The 25,716-nt window shown below is 70.6% G+C and carries 21 protein-coding genes; 14 read left to right on the forward strand and 7 right to left on the reverse strand.

Going from position 1 to position 25,716, the window contains the following annotated elements:
• Positions 1-9: 9 nt before the first annotated feature.
• Genes OG943_RS35925 through OG943_RS35935 form a run of 3 tightly spaced genes read right to left on the reverse strand, consistent with a single transcriptional unit; the run spans position 10 to position 2,667 of the window.
• Positions 10-786: an amino acid ABC transporter ATP-binding protein gene (locus tag OG943_RS35925; protein WP_328605367.1), complete on the reverse strand. Its 777-nt coding sequence runs from the start codon at positions 784-786 to the stop codon at positions 10-12.
• Entirely contained in the window at positions 783-1,718 is a 936-nt protein-coding gene (locus OG943_RS35930) for an amino acid ABC transporter permease (RefSeq protein WP_328605368.1), read from the reverse strand. Before OG943_RS35930 ends, OG943_RS35925 begins: the two co-directional genes overlap by 4 nt.
• Positions 1,719-1,746: 28 nt before the next feature.
• A complete protein-coding gene (locus OG943_RS35935; RefSeq protein ID WP_328605369.1) occupies positions 1,747-2,667 on the reverse strand; it encodes an ABC transporter substrate-binding protein in 921 nt (306 codons plus the stop codon).
• Positions 2,668-2,833: 166 nt separating this feature from the next.
• On the opposite strand from OG943_RS35935, the gene OG943_RS35940 reads away from it, so the two are divergent.
• The 3 genes from OG943_RS35940 to OG943_RS35950 are packed head-to-tail and all read left to right on the forward strand — an operon-like array spanning position 2,834 to position 6,295.
• Positions 2,834-4,495 (forward strand): circularly permuted type 2 ATP-grasp protein, encoded by a 1,662-nt coding sequence (locus OG943_RS35940; protein WP_328605370.1) that lies wholly within the window; start codon positions 2,834-2,836, stop codon positions 4,493-4,495.
• A gap of 13 nt (positions 4,496-4,508) precedes the next feature.
• On the forward strand, positions 4,509-5,456 hold the full coding sequence (locus tag OG943_RS35945; protein WP_328605371.1) for an alpha-E domain-containing protein: 948 nt from the start codon (positions 4,509-4,511) through the stop codon (positions 5,454-5,456).
• Positions 5,453-6,295, forward strand: a complete 843-nt coding sequence (locus tag OG943_RS35950; RefSeq protein ID WP_328605372.1) for a transglutaminase family protein — start codon at positions 5,453-5,455, stop codon at positions 6,293-6,295. Before OG943_RS35945 ends, OG943_RS35950 begins: the two co-directional genes overlap by 4 nt.
• Before the next feature lies 1 nt (position 6,296).
• Here OG943_RS35950 and OG943_RS35955 read toward each other — a convergent pair whose 3' ends face one another.
• Together OG943_RS35955 and OG943_RS35960 are read right to left on the reverse strand one after the other, a co-directional pair.
• On the reverse strand, positions 6,297-7,280 hold the full coding sequence (locus OG943_RS35955; RefSeq protein ID WP_328605373.1) for a FecCD family ABC transporter permease: 984 nt from the start codon (positions 7,278-7,280) through the stop codon (positions 6,297-6,299).
• Positions 7,277-8,293, reverse strand: coding sequence for a FecCD family ABC transporter permease (locus tag OG943_RS35960; protein ID WP_328605374.1), 1,017 nt, complete (start codon positions 8,291-8,293; stop codon positions 7,277-7,279). The genes OG943_RS35955 and OG943_RS35960 overlap by 4 nt, the downstream gene beginning before the upstream one ends.
• A gap of 62 nt (positions 8,294-8,355) precedes the next feature.
• Here OG943_RS35960 and OG943_RS35965 point away from each other — a divergent pair, with 62 nt between their 5' ends.
• On the forward strand, positions 8,356-9,369 hold the full coding sequence (locus OG943_RS35965; RefSeq protein ID WP_328605375.1) for an ABC transporter substrate-binding protein: 1,014 nt from the start codon (positions 8,356-8,358) through the stop codon (positions 9,367-9,369).
• Positions 9,370-9,473: 104 nt separating this feature from the next.
• Here OG943_RS35965 and OG943_RS35970 read toward each other — a convergent pair whose 3' ends face one another.
• A complete protein-coding gene (locus OG943_RS35970; RefSeq protein WP_328612236.1) occupies positions 9,474-10,895 on the reverse strand; it encodes a M20/M25/M40 family metallo-hydrolase in 1,422 nt (473 codons plus the stop codon).
• 359 nt (positions 10,896-11,254) lie between these two features.
• On the opposite strand from OG943_RS35970, the gene pdhA reads away from it, so the two are divergent.
• The 10 genes from pdhA to OG943_RS36020 all read left to right on the forward strand — a co-directional run bounded on the left by pdhA (position 11,255) and on the right by OG943_RS36020 (position 24,475).
• Complete coding sequence (gene pdhA, locus OG943_RS35975) at positions 11,255-12,460, forward strand: pyruvate dehydrogenase (acetyl-transferring) E1 component subunit alpha (protein ID WP_328605376.1); 1,206 nt, start codon at positions 11,255-11,257, stop codon at positions 12,458-12,460.
• Positions 12,460-13,452 (forward strand): alpha-ketoacid dehydrogenase subunit beta, encoded by a 993-nt coding sequence (locus tag OG943_RS35980; RefSeq protein ID WP_328605377.1) that lies wholly within the window; start codon positions 12,460-12,462, stop codon positions 13,450-13,452. The genes pdhA and OG943_RS35980 overlap by 1 nt, the downstream gene beginning before the upstream one ends.
• A 17-nt stretch (positions 13,453-13,469) precedes the next feature.
• Complete coding sequence (locus tag OG943_RS35985) at positions 13,470-14,864, forward strand: dihydrolipoamide acetyltransferase family protein (protein ID WP_328605378.1); 1,395 nt, start codon at positions 13,470-13,472, stop codon at positions 14,862-14,864.
• Between the two features lie 190 nt (positions 14,865-15,054).
• Complete coding sequence (locus OG943_RS35990; RefSeq protein ID WP_328605379.1) at positions 15,055-18,861, forward strand: Pls/PosA family non-ribosomal peptide synthetase; 3,807 nt, start codon at positions 15,055-15,057, stop codon at positions 18,859-18,861.
• Between the two features lie 91 nt (positions 18,862-18,952).
• Positions 18,953-19,519 carry a TetR/AcrR family transcriptional regulator gene (locus OG943_RS35995; RefSeq protein WP_328612237.1) on the forward strand — a complete coding sequence of 189 codons (567 nt, stop codon included), beginning with the start codon at positions 18,953-18,955 and terminating at the stop codon, positions 19,517-19,519.
• 56 nt (positions 19,520-19,575) lie between these two features.
• Positions 19,576-21,474, forward strand: a complete 1,899-nt coding sequence (locus OG943_RS36000; RefSeq protein WP_328612238.1) for an ABC transporter ATP-binding protein — start codon at positions 19,576-19,578, stop codon at positions 21,472-21,474.
• 23 nt (positions 21,475-21,497) lie between these two features.
• Positions 21,498-22,082, forward strand: a complete 585-nt coding sequence (locus OG943_RS36005; RefSeq protein ID WP_328605380.1) for an ABC transporter ATP-binding protein — start codon at positions 21,498-21,500, stop codon at positions 22,080-22,082.
• A complete protein-coding gene (locus OG943_RS36010) occupies positions 22,079-23,269 on the forward strand; it encodes a hypothetical protein (RefSeq protein WP_328605381.1) in 1,191 nt (396 codons plus the stop codon). The genes OG943_RS36005 and OG943_RS36010 overlap by 4 nt, the downstream gene beginning before the upstream one ends.
• A gap of 16 nt (positions 23,270-23,285) precedes the next feature.
• Complete coding sequence (locus OG943_RS36015; protein WP_328612239.1) at positions 23,286-23,783, forward strand: DNA topology modulation protein FlaR; 498 nt, start codon at positions 23,286-23,288, stop codon at positions 23,781-23,783.
• Between the two features lie 203 nt (positions 23,784-23,986).
• Positions 23,987-24,475 (forward strand): FxsA family protein, encoded by a 489-nt coding sequence (locus OG943_RS36020; protein WP_328605382.1) that lies wholly within the window; start codon positions 23,987-23,989, stop codon positions 24,473-24,475.
• Here the strand turns inward: OG943_RS36020 and OG943_RS36025 are convergent.
• Positions 24,472-25,611, reverse strand: coding sequence for a YDG/SRA domain-containing protein (locus tag OG943_RS36025; protein WP_328605383.1), 1,140 nt, complete (start codon positions 25,609-25,611; stop codon positions 24,472-24,474). The genes OG943_RS36020 and OG943_RS36025 overlap by 4 nt on opposite strands.
• Positions 25,612-25,716: the final 105 nt, after the last annotated feature.

The raw sequence follows: 25,716 nt of genomic DNA on the forward strand, positions 1-25,716 counted from the left end.
AAAAAGCCCTCAGGCGTTCGGGTTCAGGACCCGGGCCAGGAATTCCTTCGTGCGTTCGTGCTGGGGGTTGCCGATCACCTGGGCCGGCGGGCCCTCCTCGACCACGACGCCGCCGTCCATGAAGAGGACCTTGTCGGCGACTTCGCGGGCGAACTGCATTTCGTGGGTGACCACGACCATCGTCATGCCGTCCTTCGCCAGTTGGCGCATGACGCCCAGTACGTCGCCGACCAGCTCCGGGTCGAGGGCTGACGTGGGCTCGTCAAAGAGCATCAGTTTGGGCTGCATCGCCAAGGCACGAGCGATGGCTACGCGCTGCTGCTGACCGCCCGACAGCTGCGCCGGGTAGTTCGACGCCTTGTCCGCCAGGCCGACGCGCTCCAGCAGCTCCAGCGCCCGCTCCCGGACCTGCGCCTTCGGCTCGCGGCGGACCTGGATCGGCGCCTCCATGACGTTCTCCACCGCCGTCATGTGGGGGAAGAGGTTGAAGCGCTGGAACACCATGCCGATGTCCTTGCGCTGGAACGCGACCTCCTTCTCCCGCAGCTCGTGCAGCTTGTCGCCGCGCTGGCGGTAGCCCACCAGGACACCGTCGACGTACAGCCGGCCGGCGTCGATCTTCTCCAGGTGGTTGATGCAGCGCAGCAGCGTGGACTTGCCCGAGCCGGACGGGCCGATCAGGCAGAGCACCTCGCGATCGTGCACCTCAAGGTCGATGCCCTTGAGCACCTGGAGGCTGCCGAAGCTCTTGCAGATCTTCTGTGCGGAAACGACCGGAGTGGTCATGTGACGTTGCCTCCACCCCTGCTGAACAGCCGGTTGCGCCAGGCCCCGCGAACGACAACCGCACGCGAACTGCCGCGCGCGAACCGCTTTTCGATCTGTACCTGGATGATCGTCAGGATCGACGTCATGAACAGGTACCAGATCACGGCCGTCAGCAGCAGGGGGATGGTCTTGAAGTTCTGTGCGTAAATGGTCTGGACCGCGACCATCAGCTCGAAGTACCCGATGGACACCACCAGCGACGTGGTCTTCAGCATCGCGATCGTCTCGTTGCCGGTCGGCGGGACGATCACGCGCATGGCCTGCGGCAGGATGATCCGGCGCAACGTCGTGGTGCGCTTCATGCCCAGCGCGGACGCCGCCTCCAGCTGGCCGCCGTCGATCGACTGGATGCCGCCGCGCACGATCTCGGCCATGTACGCCGCTTCGTTGAGCCCGAGGCCCAGCAACGAGGCCGTGAACTGGTTGATCAGCGTGTTCGTGTCCCACGAGACGAACTCCGGGCCGAACGGGATGCCGAGGCCGAGCCGCGGGTACGCGAACGCCAGGAAGTTCCAGAACACCAGCTGGGTGAGCAGCGGAGTGCCGCGGAACAGCCAGATATAGATGCCCGCCGCGCCCTTCATCAGCGGGTTCGGCGAAAGCCGCATGACGGCCAGCAGCACCCCGCCGACCACGCCGATGACCATGGAGATCACCGTCAGGATCAGGGTGTTCTGCAGACCGCGCAGCACCCGGTCGTTGAACAGGTACTCCCAGACGACCGGCCAGCCGAGGTTGTCGTTCGTGATCAGGCTGCGGACGATGATGAACGCGAGGAAGAGGATGACCACCCCGGCCACCCAGCGCCCGTAGTGGCGCACCGGGACGGCCTTGATGGGTTCGGTGTCGACGGAGGCCTCGGGCGGAGGCGCGTCGAAAGAACTGGACACGGAGAACTACGTCCTATCTCCGGCGGCCTCAGGAGGCCGGGTTGATCTCGGACGTGGCGACCGCGCCGGCACTCGAAAGACCCCACTTCTCCAGGATCTTCTTGTACGTGCCGTCGGTGATCAGGGCCTGGACCGCGCCCTGGACCGCCTTGCCGTAGTCGCCGCTGCCCTTCTTCAGCACGATGCCGTAGGGCGCGGTGTCATACGGCGCGCCGACGACCTCGAGCTGCCCGCCGGTCTGCTTGACCGCGTAGTCGACGACCGGGGAGTCGGCCAGCTCGCCCTGCACCCGCTTGGCGGTGAGCGCGAGGTTGACGTCGGTCTGGGCCTGCAGCTGGGTGACCTCGATGGCCGGCTTGCCCCCGGCAGTGCAGGCGTCGGAGCGCTTCTGCAGGTCGTCGACCTGCGTGGTGCCCTTCTGGACGCCCATCTTCTTGCCGCAGAGGTCGTCGACGCTCAGCTTGTCGGGGTTGCCCTTGAGCACGGCCATCGAGGTGCCGGCCTTGTAGTAGCTGATCATGTCGACGGTCTGGAGCCGTTCGGCGTTGATGCTGAACGAGGACATCGCCATCTCGTACTTCGCGGACTGGATACCCGGGATGATGCCGTCGAAGGCGGCGTTCTGGAACTCCATCTTGAGCCCGAGCTTCTGCCCGACCGCGGTGCCGAGGTCGACGTCGAAGCCGCTGACCTTGCCGCCCTCGTCCTGGAACTCGTTCGGCGGGTAGCTCTGGTCCTGGCCGACCAGGATCTTGCCGTCGGCCGCGACCGAAGCCGGGACCATCGCCGCGAGCTTGTCGTCCTTGGCCGCCGCCGGGACGTCCGCCGAGCCGCCAGGGGCCGCCGCGGAGGAATTGCCCCCGGCGTCACCCGCGCCGCTTCCGCCCGCGCCGCAGGCCATGGTCAGGCCGACCAGCGCAAAAGCAGGGAGAAGGGCGAGTGCCTTCATCTGGTGTCCTCGGGCCACTTCGTCACTCCTCGTAGTTCTCAACTGTCGAGAGCACGCATATTGCCACTCGTAAGCGGGTATGCACAGCACCCGTACGTTACGGGGCCGTTTCGCACCGGACAGGTATGACAGTGAGTGTCGCGCCGGAGCCACACCGTGCGTCAGGATGTCGACCATGAACAGCAACCCGGGTCCCCGCCTGCCGCCGGCCGGGCGACGTGCGCGAACGGTGAAGGGGCGGCGCGGTGCGAAGCCCGGCGCGCAGTTCGACGGGTATCTCGCGCCGGAGCGCCCGCACGCCGGCGCGTACGACGAGATGTTCGCCGACGACGGCACCGTTCGTGGGCCGTACCGCGCGCTGTACGAGTCCATCGCCTCGCTCGACTCGGCCGACCTCACGAACCGCTCGCAGGCACTCGACCGCGCGATGGTCGACCAGGGCATCACGTTCTCCCTGTCCGGCCAGGAGCGGCCGTTCCCGCTGGACCTGGTGCCCCGCGTGATCCAGGCCGCCGAATGGGCCAAGCTGGAACGCGGGGTGGCGCAGCGGGTGCGCGCGCTGGAGGCGTTCCTCGCGGACATCTACGGCGACCGGCAGATCCTGCGCGACGGCGTGCTGCCGCGCCGGCTGATCACCTCGTGCGAGCACTTCCAGCGCGAGGCCTACGGCATCAACCCGCCCAACGGCGTCCGCATCCACGTGTCCGGTGTGGACCTGGTCCGCGACGAGGAGGGCACCTTCCGGGTGCTGGAGGACAATCTCCGCAACCCGTCCGGCGTCTCCTACGTGATGGAGAACCGCCGGACGATGGCGCGGGTGTTCCCCGACCTGTTCGCCCAGCACCGGGTGCGGCCGGTCGGCGACTACGCGTCGCACCTGCTCCGGGCCCTGCGCGCGGCGGCCGCGCCGAACGTCGCCGACCCGACGGTCGTGGTGCTCACCCCCGGCGTCCACAACTCCGCCTACTTCGAGCACTCGCTGCTCGCCCGCCAGATGGGCGTGGAGCTGGTCGAGGGCCGCGACATGTTCTGCCGCGACAACGTCGTCTACCTGCGCACCACCGAGGGCGAGCGGCCGGTGGACGTGATCTACCGGCGCATCGACGACGAGTTCCTCGACCCCGTGCACTACCGGCCCGACTCCGTGCTCGGCGTCGCGGGGGTGCTCAACGCGGCGCGCGCGGGCAACGTGGTGGTCGCGAACGCCATCGGCAACGGCGTCGGCGACGACAAGCTGATGTACACCTACGTGCCCGAGATGGTGCGCTACTACCTGGGCGAGAAGCCGCTGCTGCCCAATGTGGACACCTTCCGGTGCTGGCTGCCGGACGAGTTCGACCACGTCATGCAGCACACCGACGAGCTGGTGGTGAAGCCCGTGGAGGGCTCCGGCGGCTACGGCATCGTATTCGGCCCGGAGGCGGACAAGAAGGAGCTGGACGTGCTGCGCCGCAAGGTGCGCGCGAACCGGCGCGGCTGGATCGCGCAGCCGGTGGTGCAGCTCTCGACCGTTCCGTCCAAGGTGGACGACCGGCTGGCCCCGCGGCACGTGGACCTGCGGCCGTTCGCCGTGAACGACGGCAAGGACATCTTCGTGCTGCCCGGCGGGCTGACGCGGGTGGCGCTGCCCGAGGGCAGCCTGGTGGTCAACTCGTCGCAGGGCGGCGGCTCGAAGGACACCTGGGTGCTCGCTTCGCGCTCGTCGGCGGTGGAGCGCGAGCTGGACCGCCCGGCTCTCGGCGAGTTGTCCTCAGTGGACGGTCTGGCCGCCGAGCAGGGGCCGGAGCTGTCGGCGTCACAGCAGCAACAGCAGCAGCAACAGAGCTGAGGGAGGTTCGCGAATGCTGGCACGCAACGCGGAGTCGCTGTACTGGATCGGCCGGTACGTCGAACGCGCCGACGACACCTCCCGCATTCTCAACGTCTCGGTCCACCAGCTGCTGGAGGACGCGAGTGTCGACCCGGACAACGCGAGCCGGCAGCTGCTGGCCGTCCTCGGCATCAAGACGGACGGGTCGGACTCGCTGGACGTCTGGAAGCTGACCGAGCTGGTGGCGTACGCGAAGGACAACCCGGCGTCCATCGTCGGCTCCATCAACTCGGCCAGGGAGAACACCCGCGGCGCGCGCGAGGTCGTGTCCACCGAGCTGTGGGAGTGCCTCAACGCGACGTGGAACGCGGTCCCGGACCGCCAGCGGTACGCGCGGCGCGCCGGGCCGCACGCGTTCCTGTCCTTTGTGGAGGAACGCGCGGCGATGTTCGCCGGGCTCGCCGACTCCACCATGAGCCGCGACGACGGCTGGCTGTTCATGGTGCTCGGCCGCTCGGTGGAGCGCGCGGACATGGTGGTGCGGCTGCTGCTCTCACGGGTCTCGGACCGCGCGTCGTCGCCGGGCTGGATGACGGTGCTCAGCTCGGCCGGCGCGCAGGACACCTACCTGCGCACCAACCGCGGCGCGCTCGACGCCGGCCGGGTGGTGCAGTTCCTGTTGCGGGACACGCTGTTCCCGCGGTCGGTCTTCCACGCGCTGCGCCAGGCGGAGGACTGCCTGCAGCAGCTCGACCCGGGGGTGAACGTGCGCGGCAACGAGAAGTCGGAGGCGCTGAGGCTGGTCGGCCGGGCGCGCAGCGAGCTGGAGTTCCTGCACCCGTCGGCGCTGCTGGACGACCTGCCCCGCCGGCTCGGCGGGCTGCAGACGGCGATCAAGGACATCGGTGAGGCGGTTTCGGTGCAGTACTTCCACACGTCGCCGTGGGTGGCCTGGAGCGGGGCGGAGGTTTCGCTGTGACCTGGCAGCTCCGGGTGACGCACCGGACCGGATACCGGTACGCGACGCCGGCCACGCAGTCGTACAACGAGGCGCGCCTGACCCCGAGGTCCGACCGTAGGCAGACAGCGCTGGCGACGCGTATCGAGACGACGCCCGCCACGCGTGCCTACCGGTACACGGACTACTGGGGCACCGTCGTGACGTCGTTCGACCTGCACGCGCCGCACACCGAGTTCACCGTGCTCGCGACGTCGGTGGTCGAGACCGCGGACGAGGCCGAGCCGCTGCGTTCGGCGTCGTGGAAGGAACTGCACGGCGAGACCGTCGTCGACCACCGCACCGAGTACCTGACGCCGACGGACTACACGCCCCGGGACCAGGAGCTGTCCAAGCAGGCCCGTGAGCTGCGCAAGGGCCTCGACCCGGCGGACGCGGTGCTGGCGGTGTGCGAGTGGGTGAACCAGCAGCTCAAGTACCAGCCGGGCACCACCGGCGTGCACAGCACGGCGACCGACGCGTGGCGGGCGCGCGAAGGCGTCTGCCAGGACTTCGCGCACGTCACGCTGGTGATGCTGCGCGCCATCGGCGTTCCGGCGCGGTACGTCTCGGGTTACCTGCACACGAAGCCGGAGGCCAAGCTCGGCGAAACCGTGGAGGGCGAGAGCCACGCCTGGGTCGACGTCTGGACCGGCGGCTGGTGGGCCTTCGACCCGACGAACGGGATCCCGGTGGGCCCGCGGCACGTGTGGGTCGCGACCGGGCGGGACTACGCGGATGTGGCGCCGTTGAAGGGGATCTTCACCGGTGGCGGTCAGTCCACTTTGGACGTCTCGGTGCAGCTGACCCGGCTGGCGTGACTCAGGCGGCGCGCACCCGCCCGCGCGAGGAGACGAGCAGCCAGATCAGGTAGGCGCCACCCAGCGCGGCCGCGACCACACCGACCGGGAGCAGGGACGAGGACAGGATCCGCTGGCCCAGGTAGTCGGCCGCGACGACAAGGGCCGCGCCCATCGCGGCGGAGGCGGCCAGGTTCGGGCCCGGCCGGCGGGTCAGGCGGCGCGCGAGCTGGGGCGCGGCGAGCGCGACGAACGGGATCGGCCCGGTCGCGGCCGTCGCGGCGGCGGCCAGCGCCACGGCGAGCAGCAGCAGCGTCCCGCGCACCCGGGGCACCGCGACGCCGACGGCAGTGGCCGCGTCGTCGCCCATCTCCAGCATGCGCAGGGCGGGCGCGTGCGCGAAGACGAACGGCGCCAGCACGACCACGACCAGCACCAACGGCACGAAGTACGTCCAGTCCCGGCCCGCGAGGTCGCCCGTCAGCCAGCCGACGGCCTGCGCCGCGGCCTCGAGTTTGGCCCGCACCAGCAGGTAGCCGTTCACCCCGGCCAGCACGGCGCTCACCGCGATGCCGATCAGCACCAGCCGGGAACTGAGCAGGCCGTGCGGCGCGCACAACGCCGTGATCACCAGCGCCGTGAGCAGTCCGCCGGCGATCGCGCCGGCGGCGACCAGCCCCGGGCCCGCGCCGACGAGCAGGATCATGACGATGCCGCCCGTCGCGGAGCCCGTGGTGAAGCCGATGATGTCCGGGCTGCCCAGCGGATTGCGCGTGACCGTCTGGAACACCGCGCCGGCCAGCGCCAGCGCGACGCCGACGAGTACCGCCACCAGCGCCCGCGGCAGCCGGCCGGTGACCACGAGGTACTGCGCCTTCGTGCCCTGGCCCGCGAGCGTCCGGAGCACCTCGGCGGGCGTCAGCTCGTAGTCGCCGGTGCCCACCGACAGCACGACCAGCACCAGCGTCACCAGCGCCAGCAGCGAAACGACCAGCCACGTCCTCATCGCCGCACCGCCTTCAGCCGGCGCGCCACGACGACAAACGCCAGCCCGCCGACGACGTCCGTCATCACGCCGACCTGGATCTCGCCGGGGCTGCCGAGCAGCCGGCCGAGCACGTCGCAGCCGAGCAGCAGCACCGGCCCGAGCAGCGCGGACAGCGGCAGCACCCACCGCTCGTCCGGCCCGACCAGCGCGCGCACGACGTGCGGGATCATCAGCCCGACAAACGCGATCGGCCCGCACGCCGCCGTCGCCACGGCCGAAAGCAGGCCGACCGCGACCATGCCGGTGACCCGCACCAGCGCCGGGTTCGCGCCGAGGCCGCGGGCGGTGTCCTCGCCGAGCGCCACGGTGTTCAGCGGGCGCGCGAGGATCGCGGCCAGCACCAGCCCGGTCAGGAAAAACGGCAGCAGCCCGGCCAGCCCGCCGAGGTCGCGGTTCACCAGCGAGCCGACCAGCCACGCGCGCATCCGGTCCAGGTTGTGCGTGTTGATCACCTGCATACCCTGGTTGACGCCGACGAACACGGCCTGCACCGCGACCCCCGCGAGCACCAGCCGCAACGGGCTGGTGGCGCCGCCGATCAGCGCGACCAGCACCGTGCCGGCCAGCGCGCCCCCGAACGCGAACCAGACCAGCTGCCCGGCGGAGTCCACGGAGAACACCGCGGTGCCGACGACGATCGCCACCGCCGCGCCGTGGTTGATGCCCAGCAGCCCCGGGTCGGCGACCGGGTTGCGCGCGATCGCCTGCAGCAGCGCGCCCGCCAGCCCGAGTGCGACGCCGACGGCGACGCCGAGCAGCGTGCGCGGCAGGCGGTCGTCGCGGATCACCACGTCGTCGAACGTGCCGCTGTAGGCGAAGAGGCCGTGGAGCACGCCGCCGAGCGAAATCCGGTTGGAGCCGAAGCCGATGGACAGCAGGACAACGGCGGCCAAGGCGAGCACCGCGACCGTGAGCACCAGCGTCCGCACGCCGGCCGGGCGCGGTGTGACGCGCTCCGCGATCTGGACCATGGTGCTCACATTAAGGCAAGGCTAGCCTTACGCGGAATCGGACCTATCACCCCGGAGTTCTGATGCACCTCTCGCAGTCGCGGCTGTCCCGCCGTGGATTCCTCGCCGGCACGGCCGCCGCGGGCGCGCTGGCCGCCCTGTCCGCGTGCGGCTACCAGGACGACAGCGCCGGCGCCGGAACCGGCGCGGACTGGGCGTTCACCGACGACCGCGGCCGCAAGCTGAGCGGCGAGCGCCCGACGCGGATCGTCGCTCAGGTGACGGCCGCGGCCGCGCTGTGGGACTTCGGCGTGAAGTCCGTGGGCGTCTTCGGCCCGTCGAAGCTCGCCGACGGCAAGCCGGACCCGCAGGCGGGCGGCGTGGACCTGAACTCCGTGACGTCGCTGGGGAACGTCTGGAACGAGTTCAACTTCGACAAGTACGTCGCGCTGAACCCCCAGCTGCTGATCAGCGTGATCTACCTGAAGCAGCAGATGTGGTACGTGCCGGACACGTTGGCGGACAAGGTGGACAAGGCCGCGCCGAGCGTCGGGATCGGGCTGCAGCACATCTCGATGCCCGAGGGGATCGCGAAGTTCGAGGCGCTGGCGAAGGCGCTGGGCGCAGACGTCGCCACGCCTTCGCTACAGCAGGCGAAGGCCGCGTACGAGGCTGCGGACGCGAAGCTGGGCGAAGCGATCAAGAAGGCTTCCGGCCTGAAGGTGGTGCTGCTGTCCGCGCAGAAGGACACCGTGTACGTCGCCAACCCGCCGGCCTTCGCGACCTCGAAGCACTACCAGGACAAGGGGATGAGCTTCGTCCTGCCGGAGAAGGTGGACGAGACCCAGGGCGGCTACTACGAGCAGGTCAGCTGGGAGAACATCAACAAGTACTCCGCCGACGTCATCCTCTACGACGACCGCGGCGGCTCCCTGTCGCTGGGCCCGGACGGCCTCGGCTCGGTCCCGACGTGGCAGCAGCTCCCGGCCGTGAAGCAGGGGAAGCTGGTGCCGTGGAACAACGAGACGCCGTTCTCGTACCAGCGGTTCACGCCGCAGCTCACGCAGCTGGCCGACGCGCTGAACCGCTTCGCCTGAACCGCCCCAATGTGGCGTTCGGTGCGTCCAACGCACCGAACGCCACATTGGGTGCGCTCAACGCAACCAACGCCACATTGGGGCGCAAGCCGGGAGCGAGAGGTTCAGCCCCGCGCGTGGGCGTCCAGGATGTGCGCCACGGCCTGGGTGACCTGCTGCGCGTAGTCCAGGTTCAGCCACTCGTCCGGGACGTGGATGTTCGAGTCGGCCCCGCAGGCGCCCGTGACCAGGAACTGCGCGTCCGGGTACTTCTCGCCGAGCAGGCCCATGAACGGGATGGACCCGCCCATGCCGGCGGCCCGGTGGGGGCGGCCGAAGACCTCGTCGCTCACGCGGCGCAGCGCCGCGGTCAGCCAGGGCGCCTCCGCGGGGGCGTTCCAGCCGTCCTCGGCCTTGACGTCGTCCGCGATGGTCACCTTCGCGCCGTACGGGACGTCCGTGGTCAGCGCCGTGCGGACGGCCGCGAGGGCGGCGTCCGACGAAGCCGTCGGCGGGAGACGGAAGGACAGCGTGAGCGTGGTGCTCTCGCGCAGCACGTTGCCGGCTTCGGCGGGAAGCGGGAAGCCGTCCGCGCCGATGATCGACAGCGTGGGCCGCCAGTAGTTGTTGAGCAGCAGCTCCAGCGCGTCCTCGCTGACCGTCTTGCCTCCACTGACCAGCGGGAACGCCGCGTGCAGAGCCTCGGGGGCGACCTCGGCGACGGCCTGGGCCTCGGCGAGCCGGCTGGCCGGGACCTCGACGTTCAGCTCCGCCAGCTTGATCTCGCCCGTCTCGGCGTTCTCCAGCCGCTCCAGCAGCAGCCGCAGCACGCGGAACGAGCTGGCGACCACGCCGCTGGCCAGGCCGGAGTGCTGCGCGGTGGCGAGCAGCTGCACGTTCACGGTCAGGTGCACCATGCCGCGCAGGCTGGTGGTGAGCCAGAGCCGCTCGTAGTCCATGCCGCCCGCGTCGAGGCAGACGACCAGCGACACCTCGCCGAGCCGTTCGGCCAGGTGCGCCACGTAGGCGGGCAGGTCCGGGCTGCCGGACTCCTCACCCGTCTCGAGCAGCAGCACGGCGCGCGCGTGCTCGCCGCCGGCGGCGTGGACGGCCTCCAGCGCCGACACCGCGGCGTACCCGGAGTAGCCGTCGTCCACCGAGCCGCGGCCGTAGAGCCGGCCGTCGCGGACCACCGGGGTCCACGGGTCGAGGCCCTCGGACCAGCCGCCGACCGGGGGCTGCTTGTCGAGGTGGCCGTACATCAGGACGGTGCCCTTGTCGCCGGCGCCCGGGGTCGCGGGCACGTCGATGTAAAGCAGCGGGGTCCGGCCGTCGAGCTGGACGACCTCGATCTTCGCGCCCGGCAGCGCCCGGCCCTCGATCCACGTCTTCACGTGCTCGATGGCGGCGGCCAGGTGCCCCGTCTTCGCCCAGTCCGCGTCGAACGCCGGGGACAGCGCCGGGATCGCGACCAGACCGGACAGGCTCGGCAGTACGTCGCCGATCCACGTCGAGACCACGGTTTCACGTACGGATTTCTGTTCCACGTAAGCCATCCTGCCACGGTGACGGAGGTCACGGAGGCGGCTGCACCGGTGAGGCGCGACACCCGTGCGCGCCCGGCGCCCGCGCGGTGACGCCTGGTGAACGACGGTCGGGGCGCCCGACTTTCGTCCGTCCCATACTCGGGCTTCCAAGCGTTTTCGCTGTTCAGGACCGGTTTCTCAGCAACAAATCAGCAACCGCGCCTCACCATCGGACTAATCTTCGTGTCAGGATGTCGGCGAGAACCGTCAACGCCGACGGTGGCCTGGCACCTCGGACCCGAGGCGCCGGTCCCGCCGGTGCAGTCGCTGTGGCCGCCACAAGCGGCCGCCAGAGGCACCGACACCGAGGAGAACAGCGCATGCCGTCCGAACAGTGGACGCACCCGGAACCTGGAGACGGACCGGCCGCGGTAGCGGCCCAGCCCTCCCCCGAACAGGTGATCGCCGGTTTGCGAGCAACAAGCGAAGGTGGCGCTGAGCTGACTCAGCTGCTCACCCCCGAAGGCGAGCGGATCCCGTCGCCGCAGTTCGACAAGTACGTCGCGGACGTCGACGAAGAGATGCTGAAGAACCTCTACCGCGACATGGTGCTGGTGCGCCGCGCGGACCGTGAGGCCAACGCGATGCAGCGCCAGGGCCAGCTGGGCATCTGGGTCCCGCTGCTGGGCCAGGAGGCCGCGCAGATCGGCTCCGGCCGCGCGCTGGAACAGCGGGACATGGCCTTCCCGAGCTACCGCGAGCACGGCGTCGCGTACGCCCGCGGCGTCGACATGCGCGACCTGCTGGGCATCTTCCGGTGCACGGACCACAGCGGCTGGGACTACAAGGCCCACGGCTTCCACCCGTACACGATCGTCATCGGCAACCAGGTCCTGAACGCGGCCGGGTACGCGATGGGGCAGAAGTTCGAGGGCAAGGTCGGCGACGACGACGGCGAAGCCACCATCTGCTACTTCGGTGACGGCGCGACTTCACAGGGCGACGTGCACGAGGGCTTCGTCTGGGCCGCGGTCTACGACGCGCCGCTCGTGTTCTTCTGCCAGAACAACCAGTGGGCCATCTCGGAGCCGACCGAGCGCCAGTCGCGCCTGCCGCTGTACCAGCGCGCCCGCGGCTACGGCTTCCCCGGCATCCGCGTGGACGGCAACGACGTGCTCGCCTGCCTCGCCGTGACCCGGTGGGCGCTGGAGGAGTGCCGGCACGGCAACGGACCGGTGCTGATCGAGGCCTTCACCTACCGGATGGACGCCCACACCACCACCGACGACCCCTCCCGCTACCGGCTCTCCGACGAGCTGGAGGAGTGGAAGCTGAAGGACCCGATCGAGCGCGTCCGGGCGTACCTCGCCCGCGGCGGCGGGGCCGACCACGGCTTCTTCGACCAGGTCCAGGCCGAGGCCGACCAGTTCGCGGCCGAGCTGCGCGAGTACACGTTCAACATGCCGGAGCCGCCGCCGGACCGGATCTTCGACAACGTCTATGCCGAGCCCTCCCCGGTGCTGGAAGCCCAGCGTGAAGAGTTCCTGTCCTATTTGGACGGATTTGCCGCGGCAGGTGAGCACTGATGACCGACCTCCAGAAGCTGACCATCGGCAAGGCGCTCAACCTCGGCCTGCGCCGGGCGATGGAAGAGGACCCGAAGGTCCTGATGATGGGTGAGGACGTCGGCAAGCTCGGCGGCGTCTTCCGGATCACCGACGGGCTGCAGAAGGACTTCGGCGAGCAGCGCGTGCTGGACACGCCGCTGGCCGAGTCCGGCATTATCGGCACCGCGGTCGGCCTGGCCGTCCGCGGCTTCCGGCCGGTGTGCGAGATCCAGTTCGAGGGCTTCATCTTCCCCGGGTTCGACCAGATCTCCTCGCAGCTGGCGAAGCTGCACTACCGCACGCAGGGCAAGATCAAGATGCCCGTGGTCATCCGGGTGCCGTTCGGCGGCGGGATCGGCGCGGTGGAGCACCACTCCGAGTCGCCGGAGTCGCTGTTCTCGCACATCGCCGGGCTGAAGGTGGTCTCGGTCTCCAACGCGCTGGACGCGTACTGGGGCATCCAGGAGGCCATCAAGTCGGACGACCCGGTGCTGTTCTTCGAGCCGAAGAAGCTGTACCACTCGGGCGCGCTGAAGATGGAGGTGGACACCGGCACGTCGCCGGGCCGCGTCTTCAGCTCGCAGGTGGTGCGCGAAGGGACCACGGCCACGGTGGTCGCGTACGGCCCGTCCGTGAAGGTGGCGCTCGACGCCGCCGCGGCCGCCGCCGACGAGGGCAAGTCGCTCGAGGTCATCGACCTGCGCACGCTCTCGCCGCTCGACCTCGGCCCGGTGTTCGAGTCGGTGCGCAAGACCGGACGGCTGATCGCGATCAGCGAGGCGCCGTCGGAGTCGTCGCTGACCTCGGAGATCGCCGCCCGCGTCCAGCAGGAGTGCTTCTACTCGCTGGAAGCCCCCGTGCTGCGCGTGGCCGGGTTCGACACGCCGTACCCGCCGGCCAAGCTCGAGGAGTACTACCTCCCCGACCTGGACCGGGTGCTGCACACCGTCGACCGTTCGCTGGCCTGGTAAGGGGGATTGGCACTGTCATGCCCGAGTACAAACAGTTCCCCCTGTCCGACACGGCGGAGGGGCTGACCGAGGCCGACATCCTCGCCTGGCACGTGAAGCCGGGCGACACGGTCACGGTCAACCAGATCGTGGTGGAGATCGAGACCGCCAAGGCGGCCGTCGAACTGCCCATCCCGTGGGCCGGGGTGGTCACCGAGCTGCACGTGGAGCCGGGGCAGACCGTCGAGGTCGGCACCCCGATCCTGACCATGGACGTCGATCCCGGTGGCGCCGCTGCTCCTGCCCCTGTCACCGCCGCCGCTCCGGAGGCACCGGCCGAGGAGGAGATGAAGCCGCTGGTCGGCTACGGCTCCAAGGCCGTGGTCACGAAACGGCGGGCACGCAAGCACCCCAATGTGGCATTGGGTGCATCTGACGCACCGAACGCCACATTGGGTGCGTCCAACGCACCGAACGCCACATTGGGGCGCAAGCCGCAACCCACAGCGGCTCCGGCTCCGGTCGTGGCGGAAAAGCCGCGCGGCGGTTACGTCCCGCTGGCCAAGCCGCCGGTCCGCAAGCTGGCGAAGGACCTGGGCGTCGACCTGCACGCCCTCTCCGGCACGGCCGACGGCGGCGTCATCACGCGTGACGACGTCGCGCGCGCGGCCAACGGATCGGCACCGGCCCCGGTCGCCCAGCCGTCCACTGTGGACGCCGGATACGACCCCGGCACACGCGAGCGCCGCGTGCCGATCAAGGGCGTCCGGAAAGCCACCGCGAACGCGATGGTGCAGAGCGCCTTCACGGCCCCGCACGTCACGGAGTTCCTGACCGTGGACGTCACGCCGATGATGGAGCTGCGCGAGAAGCTGAAGAAGTCGCGCGAGTTCGCCGGCACCAAGCTGACCCCGCTGGCGTTCGCGGCCAAGGCCGTGTGCCTGGCGGCGAAGCGCACGCCGGACGTCAACGCGGTGTGGGACGAGGCGGCGCAGGAGATCGTCTACAAGGACTACGTGCACCTCGGCATCGCGGCGGCGACCCCGCGCGGTCTGGTGGTGCCGAAGATCCGTGACGCCGACTCGATGTCGCTCAAGGAGCTCGCCGTCGCGCTGACGGAGCTGACCGACGTCGCGCGCGAGGGCAAGACCACCCCCGCGGCGATGGCGAACGGCACCTTCACGATCACGAACGTCGGCGTGTTCGGCGTCGACACCGGCACGCCCATCATCAACCCGGGCGAGTCGGCGATCCTGGCGGTCGGCGCCATCCGCGACACCCCGTGGGTGGTCGGCGGCGAGATCGTGGTCCGCAAGGTGATGCAGCTGTCGCTGAGCTTCGACCACCGGGTCATCGACGGCCAGCAGGGCTCGGAGTTCCTGGCCGACGTCGGCGCGCTGCTCGCCGACCCGGCGGTGGCGATCACGTACTGACCGAATAGCCGAAAAGGGGCCTTCCGCACGCGGGAGGCCCCTTTTTCGTGTGTTCATTTCCGGTGAAGTCATTGCCCTGCAACAGCTTTCCCCGCACAGCGCCAGCACAGCCAACTGACAGTACCGGCCCAGAAAACGATCTTACCGTGGGTTTGTCAGCAGTTACCCAAGCTGTGCAGGAGTTTCCGACATGAGCAGCTCCCTCCATTCAGCGCCCGCGCCACCGGTAGTCCACATTCCCGAACCGCCCCCGCCACCACGCACACTGGTGGACATCTTCGCCCGGACCGTGGACCGATATCCGTACGCGACCGCACTCGACGACGGCACCACCCACCTGTCCTACCGCGCGCTCGCCGACCGCGTCGAACGGGCGGCCCGCAAGCTGCGCGCGCACGGCATCGGCCCCGGAGATCGGGTCGGCATCGCGATCCCGTCCGGCACCGCCGACCTGTACGCGGGCATCCTGGCGGTGCTGGCCGCCGGCGCGGCGTACGTGCCGGCCGACTTCGACGAGCCGGCCGAACGCGCCGAGCTGGTCTTTTCCGAGGCGAGCGTCTGCGCCGTCCTCCGCTCGGACCTGCGGATGCGCCCGGACCTCGCGCTCGCCGAGGGCGCCCGCCGGCGGCTCGGCCCGTCCGACGACGCGTGGGTGATCTTCACGTCCGGCTCCAGCGGCACGCCGAAGGGCGTCGCGGTGACGCACCGGTCGGCGGCGGCGTTCGTGGACGCGGAGGCGACGCTGTTCCTGCGTGAGCGGCCGATCGGCCCGGACGACCGGGTGCTGGCCGGGCTCTCGGTCGGCTTCGACGCCTCGTGTGAGGAGATGTGGCTGGCCTGGCGCCACGGCGCGTGCCTGGTGCCCGCGCCGAGGTCGGTGGTGCGCGCGGGCCCTGATCTCGGGCCGTGGCTGGCGCAGCGCCGGGTCACGGTGGTCTCGACGGTCCCGTCACTCGCCATGCTCTGGCCGCCCGAGCTGCTCGACGGCGTGCGGCTGCTGGTCTTCGGCGGTGAGGGCTGCCCGGCGGAACTGGTGGACCGGCTCGACGACGGCCGTCGCGAAGTGTGGAACACCTACGGCCCGACCGAGGCCACCGTCGTCTCCACGGCGACGCGGCTGCGCGCCGGGGAGCCGGTCCGGATCGGGGTGCCGCTGCCGGGCTGGCGGGTCGCCGTGGTCGACGGCGAAGGCTCACCGGTCCCGTCGGGGGCGACCGGCGAGCTGATGATCGGCGGCGTCGGCCTGGCGCGGTACCTCGATCCGGTCAAGGACGCCGGCGCGTACCCGCCGATGCCGCGGCTGGGCTGGAACCGGGGTTACCGCAGCGGTGACCTGGTACGGGCCGATCCGGCGGGCCTGGTGTTCGTCGGCCGCGCCGACGACCAGGTGAAGATCGGCGGCCGCCGCATCGAGCTGGGCGAGGTGGAGGCGGCACTGCTGACGCTGCCCGGGGTCACGGCGGCCGCGGCGGCGGTGCGAGGCGGGCTCGTGCTCGTCGGATACCTGCTGGTGGACGGCCCGTTCGACGCCGAAGCCGCGCGCGCCCACCTGGCGAAACGACTGCCCCACGGGCTCGTGCCGACGCTGGCCGTGCTCCCGGACTTCCCGCTCAGCGCGGCCGGCAAGGTGGACCGGAAGGCGCTGCCGTGGCCGTTGCCCACCGGGCCCGGACCGGCCGAAGTCGCCGAGACGGCCGACGTGCCCGAACGGCTGCGCGCGGACCTGGCGTGGATCGCGCAGCGCTGGAGCGAGCTGTTCGGCGTCACCCCGGCGCCGGGTTCGGACTTCTTCGCCGACGGCGGCACGAGCCTCGCCGCCGCCCGGCTGATCTCCGCACTGCGCCCGCGTTTCCCGGACGCGTCGATCACCGACCTCTACCAGCACCCGGAGCTGCTGGCCCTGACCGAGCGCCTGGCCGGCGCGGACACCACGGCGGCTGAGGTCACCGAGCCGGTACGGCCGATGTCCCGCCGCTCGGGCGCGCTGCAAACCCTGCTTTACGTTCTGCTGCAATGGATTCCGGGCATGCGATGGACCCTCGCGGTGCTCACCGGCGCCGCCGTTTTCGATGCGCTGACCGGTGCCGCGACGGTGCCGCTCGCCGGGTGGCTCGCCATCGCGGCCGGCCTGCTGCTGGCGTTTTCCTCGCCCGGCCGGGTGCTCGTCGCCGGCCTCGGTGCCCGGCTGCTGCTCCGCCGGCTGCGCCCCGGTGCGTACCGCAAGGGCGGGTCCGTCCACATGCGACTGTGGACGGCCGAGCGGCTCGCCGCCGTGGTCGGCGTCGGCGGCCTGCCGGGCACGACGTGGAACCTCCGTTACGCGCGGCTGCTGGGCAACACCGTCGGCCGCGACGTCGACCTGCACACCCTGCCGCCGGTCACCGGGCTCGGGCGCTTCGGCGACCGATGCGCCGTCGAGCCCGAGGCCGACCTCGCGGGCTGGTGGCTGGACGGGAACACGCTGCACGTCGGCACCGTCGACGTCGGCGAGGACGCCACCGTGGGCAGCCGGTCCACCCTGATGCCGGGCAGCATGGTCGGCGACGGCGCTGTGGTGCCGCCGGGCACCTTCGTCCGCGACACCGTGCCCAGCGCGGCCGTTTCGGGCGACCGGCCGCCGGTCAAACGCCGCTGGCGGCTGGCGTACGCGCTGACCCCGGTGCTGTCCGGCCTGATCATGCTCGTCGCCGTGCTGCCCGCGGCCGCCGTGTACACCTGGCTCGGCCTCACCACCGGGGACACGCTGTCCAGCCTGATCTGGCTCGTGCCGCCGCTGGGTGTGGTGACGCTCCTGCTCAACGCTGGCCTCACCGCCGCGCTAGTCCGGCTGGCCGGGCGCGGGCTGCGGCCCGGCTCGCACCCGGTGCACAGCCGCGCCGGCTGGGCCGCCTGGCTGGTGCAGCGTTTGGTGACCAGCGCCAGGAACAGCGCTTTCCCGCTGTACGCGAGCCTCGTGACGGGGCTGTGGCTGCGGCTGCTGGGCGCGTCGATCGGGCGCCGCACCGAAGCGTCCACTGTGGTCGGTCTGCCGCAGATGATGTCCGTCGGCGCCGGGAGCTTCCTGGCCGACGACTCGGTGCTCGCGCCGTACCGGCTGCGCGGCGGCCGGGTGGAGATCGGCCGGGCCACGGTGGACGACCAGGCCTTTATCGGCAACTCCGCTGAAGTCGCGCCCGGGCGCACGGTCCACTCCGGCTCGTTGATCGGCGTCCTGTCCCACGCCCCGGCGACCGCCGAGCCCGGCACGTCGTGGCTGGGCCGTCCGGCGATGGCCATCCCGCGGCGAGCCACCGTGGCCGACTCGGCCCGGACGTACGCCCCATCGCGGCGGCTGGTGCTGCGACGCGCGCTCGTCGAGCTGACGCGGCTGGTGCCCACCGCACTCGGCGCGATGCTCGGCTACGCGGTGTTCGTGCTGATCGAAGCCGTGTCGACCGGGCTCGGGATCCCGCTGGCCTTTGCGCTTTCCGGCCCCATCCTGCTCGGCGCCGGTGTGATCGCGACGGTGCTGGCGCTGGCCGCCAAGTGGCTGCTCAACCGGCGGGTCCGCGCGTCCGAACACCCGCTGTGGAGCGGTTTCGTGTGGCGCAACGAGCTGGTGGCCGTCTACCACGAGGAACTCGTGATGCGCTGGCTCGGCCCCGCGGTGCTTGGCACGCCGGTGTTCAGCGCGGTGCTGCGGGCGCACGGCGCGAAGATCGGCCGCGGCGTCATCGTCGAGACGAAGTGGCTGCCGGAGCCGGACCTGATCAGCGCCGGCGACGGGGTGGTCGTCAACCGCGGCTGCGTCGTGCAGACCCACCTGTTCCAAGACCGGATCCTGCGGCTCGGCCCGGTGCGGCTGGACGCGGGCGCCACCCTCGGGCCGCACACGGTGGCCCTGTTCGACACCCACCTCGGGCACGACTGCTCGATCGGGGCGAACTCCCTGGTCATGCGCGGTGAGACGGTCCCGGCCCAGCGCCGGTTCGAGGGCAACCCGGTCGCTCCCGCCTGACCTCTCGCGGAAATCCAGTTGACGGAGTGAGCGCTCACTCCGTACCTTGGGCCGCATGACACCCACAGAAGCCAAGCGCCGCGCGCCGGGCATGGCGCCGGAAGACCGGCGGCAGATGATCGTGCGCGCGGTGCTGCCGCTGGTCGTCGAGCACGGGGCCGCCGTGACGACCAGTCAGATCGCGCGGGCGGCCGGGATCGGCGAGGGCACGATCTTCCGGGCCTTCAAGGACAAGGACGAGCTGATCGAGGCGTGTGTGGTCGCCGCGCTCGACCCCGGGGAGTCGCTGGAGATCATCGGCGAGATCCCCGGGGAGCTGCCGCTGGAGAAGCGGCTGCTGGAGGCCGTCGAGGCGCTCACCGCGCACCTGCAGCGGGTCGGCGCGGTGATGGCAGCCGTCCACAAGGGACGCACACGGCCCGAGCACCTGCGTAACCAGGCGTCCAGGGGCGGGGACAGCAGACGCGAGTCCGTGGACGCCATGCGGGGCGCGGTCGAGGGCCTGTTCGAGCCCGATGCCGCGAAGCTGCGGCTGCCACTGGACAAGACCGCATCGCTGTTCCTGTCCATGCTGTTCTCGATGGCCCGGCCGATGCCGGGTGGGCCGTCACCGGCCGAGATGATCGACGTCTTCCTCCACGGCGCGGTGTCCGAGTGATCCCAGGAGGTGGGGTGTTCGTCGGCCGGCGGGGCCGGGGGCGGCCGCCGTCGACGGTGCCCGACAGCGGTCTGACCGGCCCGGTCGACATCCCGGAGCCGAAACAGCCGGATCAGCCGAAAGACCTGAAGTCACGCTTCGCGCGGATGAAGACGTCGGTGGCCGGGACCGTGCGCGGGCTGCCGAAGGTGGCCCGGCTGACCTGGGAGGCCAGCCCGCCGCTGACGATCGTGCTGACGCTGGTCACGGTGGTCTCCGGTCTGCTGCCGACAGTCACTGCGTACATCGCGAAGCTGCTGCTGGACTCGGTTGTCGCGGCGATCCAGCATCGCGGCGGCACGGGCGACATCGTGCGGATCACGCTGTTCCAGTTCGGTGTCCTGGCCGCGACGGCGCTGAGCAGCTCGTTCACCACCATCGCGCAATCCCTGCTGCAGGAGCGGATGGCGCTGACCATCCGGCACCGCGTGATGGCACATTCCAGCGACCTGCACCTGGCGTACTTCGAGGGCTCGGCGTCGTACGACATGCTGCGCCAGGCCACGCAGGAGGCGCCGACGCGGCCGCTGTCGATGATGAACTCCGCGCTGGGGCTGGGGCGCACGGCGATCACGTTCGGCAGCATGATCGCGCTGCTCGTCTCGATCAGCCCGCTGCTCGCGCTCGTCGCGCTGCTCGCGCCGGTTCCGGCGTTCATCTCGCAGTCGAAATACGGCTCGCGCGCGTTCTGGCTGACGTTCCTGATGTCGCCGATCAAACGCCGGATGGACTACCTGTCCTCGCTGGTCACCACCGACACCTACGCCAAGGAGACCAAGCTCTTCGGGCTGGGGCCGTACTTCGTGGACCGGTTCCGGCGGCTCGGCGTGGTGTCGTACGAGCGGCAGCGGAAACTGACGATCAAGCGCAACGTGAGCTCGACGTCCTGGGGCCTGCTGAGCACCCTGGTGGGCTCGGCGATCGCGTTGTACATCGCGCTGGAGGCCGTCGGCGGGCAGCTGACGCTGGGCGACCTGGCGCTGTACACGGCGGCCGCGACGTCCGTGCAGACTTCGGTTTCCGGGCTGTTCACGGCGTTTTCCGGGATGTACGAGAACAACCTGTACCTGGACACGCTGTACCGGTTCCTGGACACCAAGCCGGAGATCCTGGCCCCGCCGTCACCGCGGCCGATGCCGTCCACTGTGGAGGGACACATCCGGTTCGAGTCGGTGAGCTTCAGCTATCCGGGCGCCGAGGAGGCGGCGCTGACCGGCGTCACGTTCGAGATCCGGCCCGGTGAGACGATCGCCGTGGTGGGCCGCAACGGCGCGGGCAAATCCACCCTGTTCAAGCTGCTGTGCCGGCTCTACGACCCGACCGGCGGCCGCATCCTGCTCGACGGCGTCGACGTCCGCGAGTACGACCCGGACGAGCTGCGCACCCGGATCAGCGCGATGTTCCAGGACTACGTGACCTACCAGGGCACCGCCGCGGAGAACATCGGCCTCGGCGACCTGAACCGGCTCGAGGACCGCCAGCACATCGAGGACTCCGCCCGCCGCGCCGGCGCCGACGAGCGCATCGAACGGCTGCCGTCCGGCTACGACACCCCGCTCGGCCGCTGGTTCGACCAGGGCGTGTCGCTCTCCGGCGGCGAGTGGCAGAAGGTCGCGCTGGCCCGCGCCTTCCAGCGCGAGGGCCCGATCCTGATCCTCGACGAGCCGACGTCCGCACTGGACGCCCAGGCCGAGCACGACCTGTTCGCGCGCCTGCGCTCGCTCGCCGCGGGCCGCACGACGCTGTACATCTCGCACCGCTTCAGCACGGTCCGCCAGGCCGAGCGGATTCTCCTGCTGGACCACGGGAAAGTGGCGGAGTACGGCACGCACGAGGAGCTGATGGCCGCGGGAGGCGGCTACGCGGAGCTGTTCACCTTGCAGGCACAGGCTTACCTCGACGAACTGCCCAGCTAGCATCTCCGCAGGGGGGATGCGTTGTGCTGATCGAAACAGAGGGGCTCGGCGTCAGCGTCGGGGACACGGAATTGTTCAGCGACCTGGACCTGGCGGTGGACGCCGGCGAGTGCGTGGTCGTCACGGGGGCGAACGGGGTCGGCAAGTCGACGCTGCTGCGGTGCCTCTACGGCACGCAGCAGCCGACGTCGGGGACCGTGCTGGTGTGCGGGGCGCCGCCGGACGAGCGGACGGCGTCGTTCCGCCGCCGCGTCTCGGTGCTGATGGACGACTCGGCGCTGTTCGACGAGCTGACCCCGCGCCAGCACCTCGACCTGCTGGCGCGCTCGTTCGGCGTCCCGCCGGTGCAGGGGCTGGGCGACCGCGCCGACGTCCCGGCCGCCGACCTGTCCGCCGGCCAGCGCCGCCGGCTGCTGCTGCTCGCGGCCACGGCGCGGCCGTACGACGTCCTGCTGCTGGACGAACCCGAGCGCGCGCTGGACACCGCCGGCCGTGCCTGGCTGACCGAGCTGGTCGACAAGGCCAAGGCCGCCGGGGCCGCGGTCGTCGCCGCGAGCCACCACTCCGCGCTGGTGGACGAGGTCGCGGACTACGTGGTGGAGCTGTGAAACGGGCCGACCTGGTCCTCGCGCTGGTCGTGCTCGGCGGGGTGCTCGGGTCGCCGTTCTACAACACCGCGCTGGTCCACTCGCAGCTGATCGGCGACGCCCCGGTCGGCGTGCAGGGCGGCGTCGCCGTGTTGTGCGTCGGGCTCGCGATGGCGTGGCGGGCGACCACGCGCCGTGGCCACCTGTGGGCGGATCCCGCCGCGCTGACCTGGTCGGACTTCGACGGTTCGCGCCCGCGCACGCTCACCCGGCGGCTGCTGGTCGACTGGGCCACGCGGTTCGCCGCGGCCGGGTACGCGTTCGCGATGGCCGGCGTGCTGATCGGGTTCCCGGCGGACCTCGGCGGCGCGCTGGGGATGTTCGTCGGCGTCGCCGGGCTCGCGCTGGCGTTGGCGCGCCGCGCGCGGGTGTGGGGCGAGGCCGTGTTGCCTTTGGTGCCGGTGCTGGGCGTGCTGCCTTTTGTTCCACTGTGGACACTCGCGGTCGCTGCCGCCGTGGCCGCCGTCGCGCTGGGGTGGTCGACGCCGCTGGCGCGCGCGGCCGGCCGCCGTGAACTCGTGCACCACTTCACCGAACGGATGGTGCGGCGCACGTCGGCAGCGTTTTTGGACGCCTGGGCCCTGCTGCCGGCCGGGCGCCCGGTGCGCTGGCGGACCGCGCTCGACGGCCGGTTCGTCGTCACGCGTTACCTGGTCACGGGGGTGCTCGCGCGGCGTCACCAGCTCGGCCTGCCGCTGTTCCTCGCGCTGGGCGTGGCCGCGGCGCACGTGACTTTTCCCGCGGTGACGTCCGTGTGGCTAGTCGGGATGGGCGGCTACCTGGCGCTGCTGCCGTTCGCCGCGCCGGTCGCGCAGGTTTACCGCGTGCCGGGCCTGCGCCGGTGGTTCGACGCCTCCAACCTGCGGCTGAAGGCCACCACCGTGGTGGTGCTGGCGGTGCTCGCGGTGGCCTGGACGGCCGTCGTCGCGCTCCTTCGCGTGCCGATGACCGTCGGAGCCGCGGTGGCCGCGCTGCTGGCGGCGGTCGCGGTCGTCCGGACGGTGACGCGCGGTGCGCTGGACTTCGGCGCGCTCGGCTTGGTGCTCTACGAGGGCGTGCTGGTCCCGATGGGCCTGGCCCGCCAGCTCGTGCGCGGGCCGGACCTGCTGCTCATCGGCCTGGTCGCGGCGAGTTTCCTGCCCGGCTGACTACGCTTGGTCCGTGATGCGGCGGGTCCTGATCTTCGGCTGTTCGGGCAGCGGCAAGTCGACCCTCGCGCGGCGGCTGGCCGCGCGGCTGGACGTGCCGGTTACTCATCTGGACCGCCTGTACTGGCGTCCGGGCTGGGTGGAGGCACCGCTGGCGGACTTCCGCGCGGCCCAGGCGGCGGCGGTGCGGACGGACGGCTGGGTGATCGAGGGGAACTACAGCAAGACCCTCGACATCCGCTTCCCGCTGGCCGACACGGTGGTGTTCCTGGACGTCTCTCGGTGGACGAGCCTGCACCGCGTGCTGTCCCGCACCCTGCGCGAACGCGGCCGGGACACGCAGGCGCCAGGGTGCGTGTCGAAGGTGGACCTCGAGTTCGTCCGGTGGATCTGGGGCTGGCGGGCCTCGCACCGTTCGCGACTGCTCGGCCGCATCGCGGCGGAGGCGCCGACCGCGCGGCAGGTACTGCTGGGGTCGGCTCGTGAGGTGGAGGCGTTCCTGCGGTCGGTGTGACCTTCTGGTTCGCAGCTGCTCCTGGGGTCGGGTCGCGAGTGTGACCCCGTCGGCAACTGCTGCCCGGGCCGACTCGTAGGCCGTTCACTGAGGCCGGTGTGACCTGGTCGTGTTAGTCGCACAGTCCTGCGGATTCGCCGGCCTCCGGCCCGGGGCGCACCCGGTGCCGGGAGCAAATCGAGCAGCTCGTTCGTTCACCGAGTATGGCTGTCGTGTTCCTGCTCTACGTCATCGCCGAGGTCGCCGCGATCTGGGCGGTGGGCTCGGCCGTCGGTGTGCTCGGCACGATCGCTTTGCTGCTGGCGGGCGCCTTCGTGGGCTCCTGGCTGGCCCGCCGCGAAGGCGGCAAGGCGATGCGCGCGTTCGTCTCCACGGCCCAATCCGGCCGCAACCCGGAGAAAGAACTGACCGACGGCATGCTCATCGCCCTGGGCGGCGTGTTGATCATGATCCCGGGCTTCGTCAGCGACGTGGTCGGCCTGCTCCTGATGCTCCCGCCGTCCCGCGCCGTGGCCCGTCGACTGTGGCTGCGCCGCGCCGAGAAGCGCGCCGTCCGCTACGCCAACCGGGCCCGGGGGCCGGTGATGGTCGTGGACAGCGAGATCGTGGAGCCGGCCCCGCGGCCTTCGTCGGCCTCGTCCTCGTCGGAGAAGCCGCATCCGGTGATCGAGGGGCGAATCGTCGAAGGTTAGGCCTTCCTGTTCGCCTCGCGGTGGTGAGCCAGGTACTTGTCGTCAACCTGATGCTGGGGATGAGCACGCAGGTGACCAAAGGGTTGGCCATTGAGCGACAGTGAATGGTCCGGCTGGACGATGAGCGCCCCGAAGTCGAACAGCACGTGGCAGTTGGGGCAGAGGCAGAGGACGTTCTCGACGACATCGGGTCCTCCGTGGGGCGCCCCCAATGCCTGGATGTGCGCGCCCTCCGAGTAGCTGCGGTCACCGACGACGAGCTGCTGGTCGCACATCTGGCAGGTGTTCTCGTGAATCTCCTTGACCGTCCTGGTCACCTTGGTGATGCGGACCGTGCGCTGGGCCGCGGTCAGCCGGCGTCCTGGCGCTAGATTGCCCACTGGCTGGTCGTCGTGCGCCTTCTCGCCCGAAACCACCACCGGAAGCCGAGCGGCCAGCACATCCACTTCCAAATCCAGCTTCACCATCCGGAACCGACAAAATCGGAAGCCCCCCATTTTCACGTACGAGGCGTCTTCCACCTGGAAAAGCCCCTCATACCGGTACCCGGTGGGCGGCGCGTGCTCAGAGCCGATGTGGGCGCCTCGAACAACTCGGACCACTCCACCGTCGATCATGCTGGTGCACAGTGCGGCGTTCCCGGGGTCATCGAAGGTCTGGTCTCTGATCTGCTCCTCAGTATCAGCGTCCCGTCCACCGTGGCCGGTGTAGATGATCGTCGTTCCGTAGTCCTCATCCACGTAGCCTCCGGAGACGACGATGGACTCGGCACCTCGTTTGCCAATGCCGACAATGCCCGCCTGCAGTGCTCGGTGCACGCGCCGCCCCGCTGCCGACCTGCGATCGATGAAGGCCCGCCCCTCAGGTATGCCAGGGATCGGCCCGAAGCGCGGAATCAGCGAGCGGTCCTGGACTTCAGACCCCAAGCCGGCCAGGTGAGCAGCTGCAGCCTCCGCCTCCACCCCGGGCACCATGCCCAGCACAGCTTCAATCTCGTATGCCCAGTCGCCGCGCATGACGTAGAAACGCTCGGCAGGTTTAACCCTGTACTTGGCGAGGAACTTCCCCTTTCCAAGCTGGTCGTACTCCTCGATCGCCGCCTCTACGTGTTTGCCGTTGACGTCAGCAAGGTCCATGCCGTCACTGTATGGGGTGACACCGACAGTTTTCAGCAGGATCACGTAGCCGGCGTCCGTCGACTTAGCGCTACTGAAGCACCACGAGAGCGATGCCCTGAAGGC

This window comes from Amycolatopsis sp. NBC_00345, from assembly GCF_036116635.1.
In the GTDB taxonomy this organism is placed as follows: domain Bacteria; phylum Actinomycetota; class Actinomycetes; order Mycobacteriales; family Pseudonocardiaceae; genus Amycolatopsis.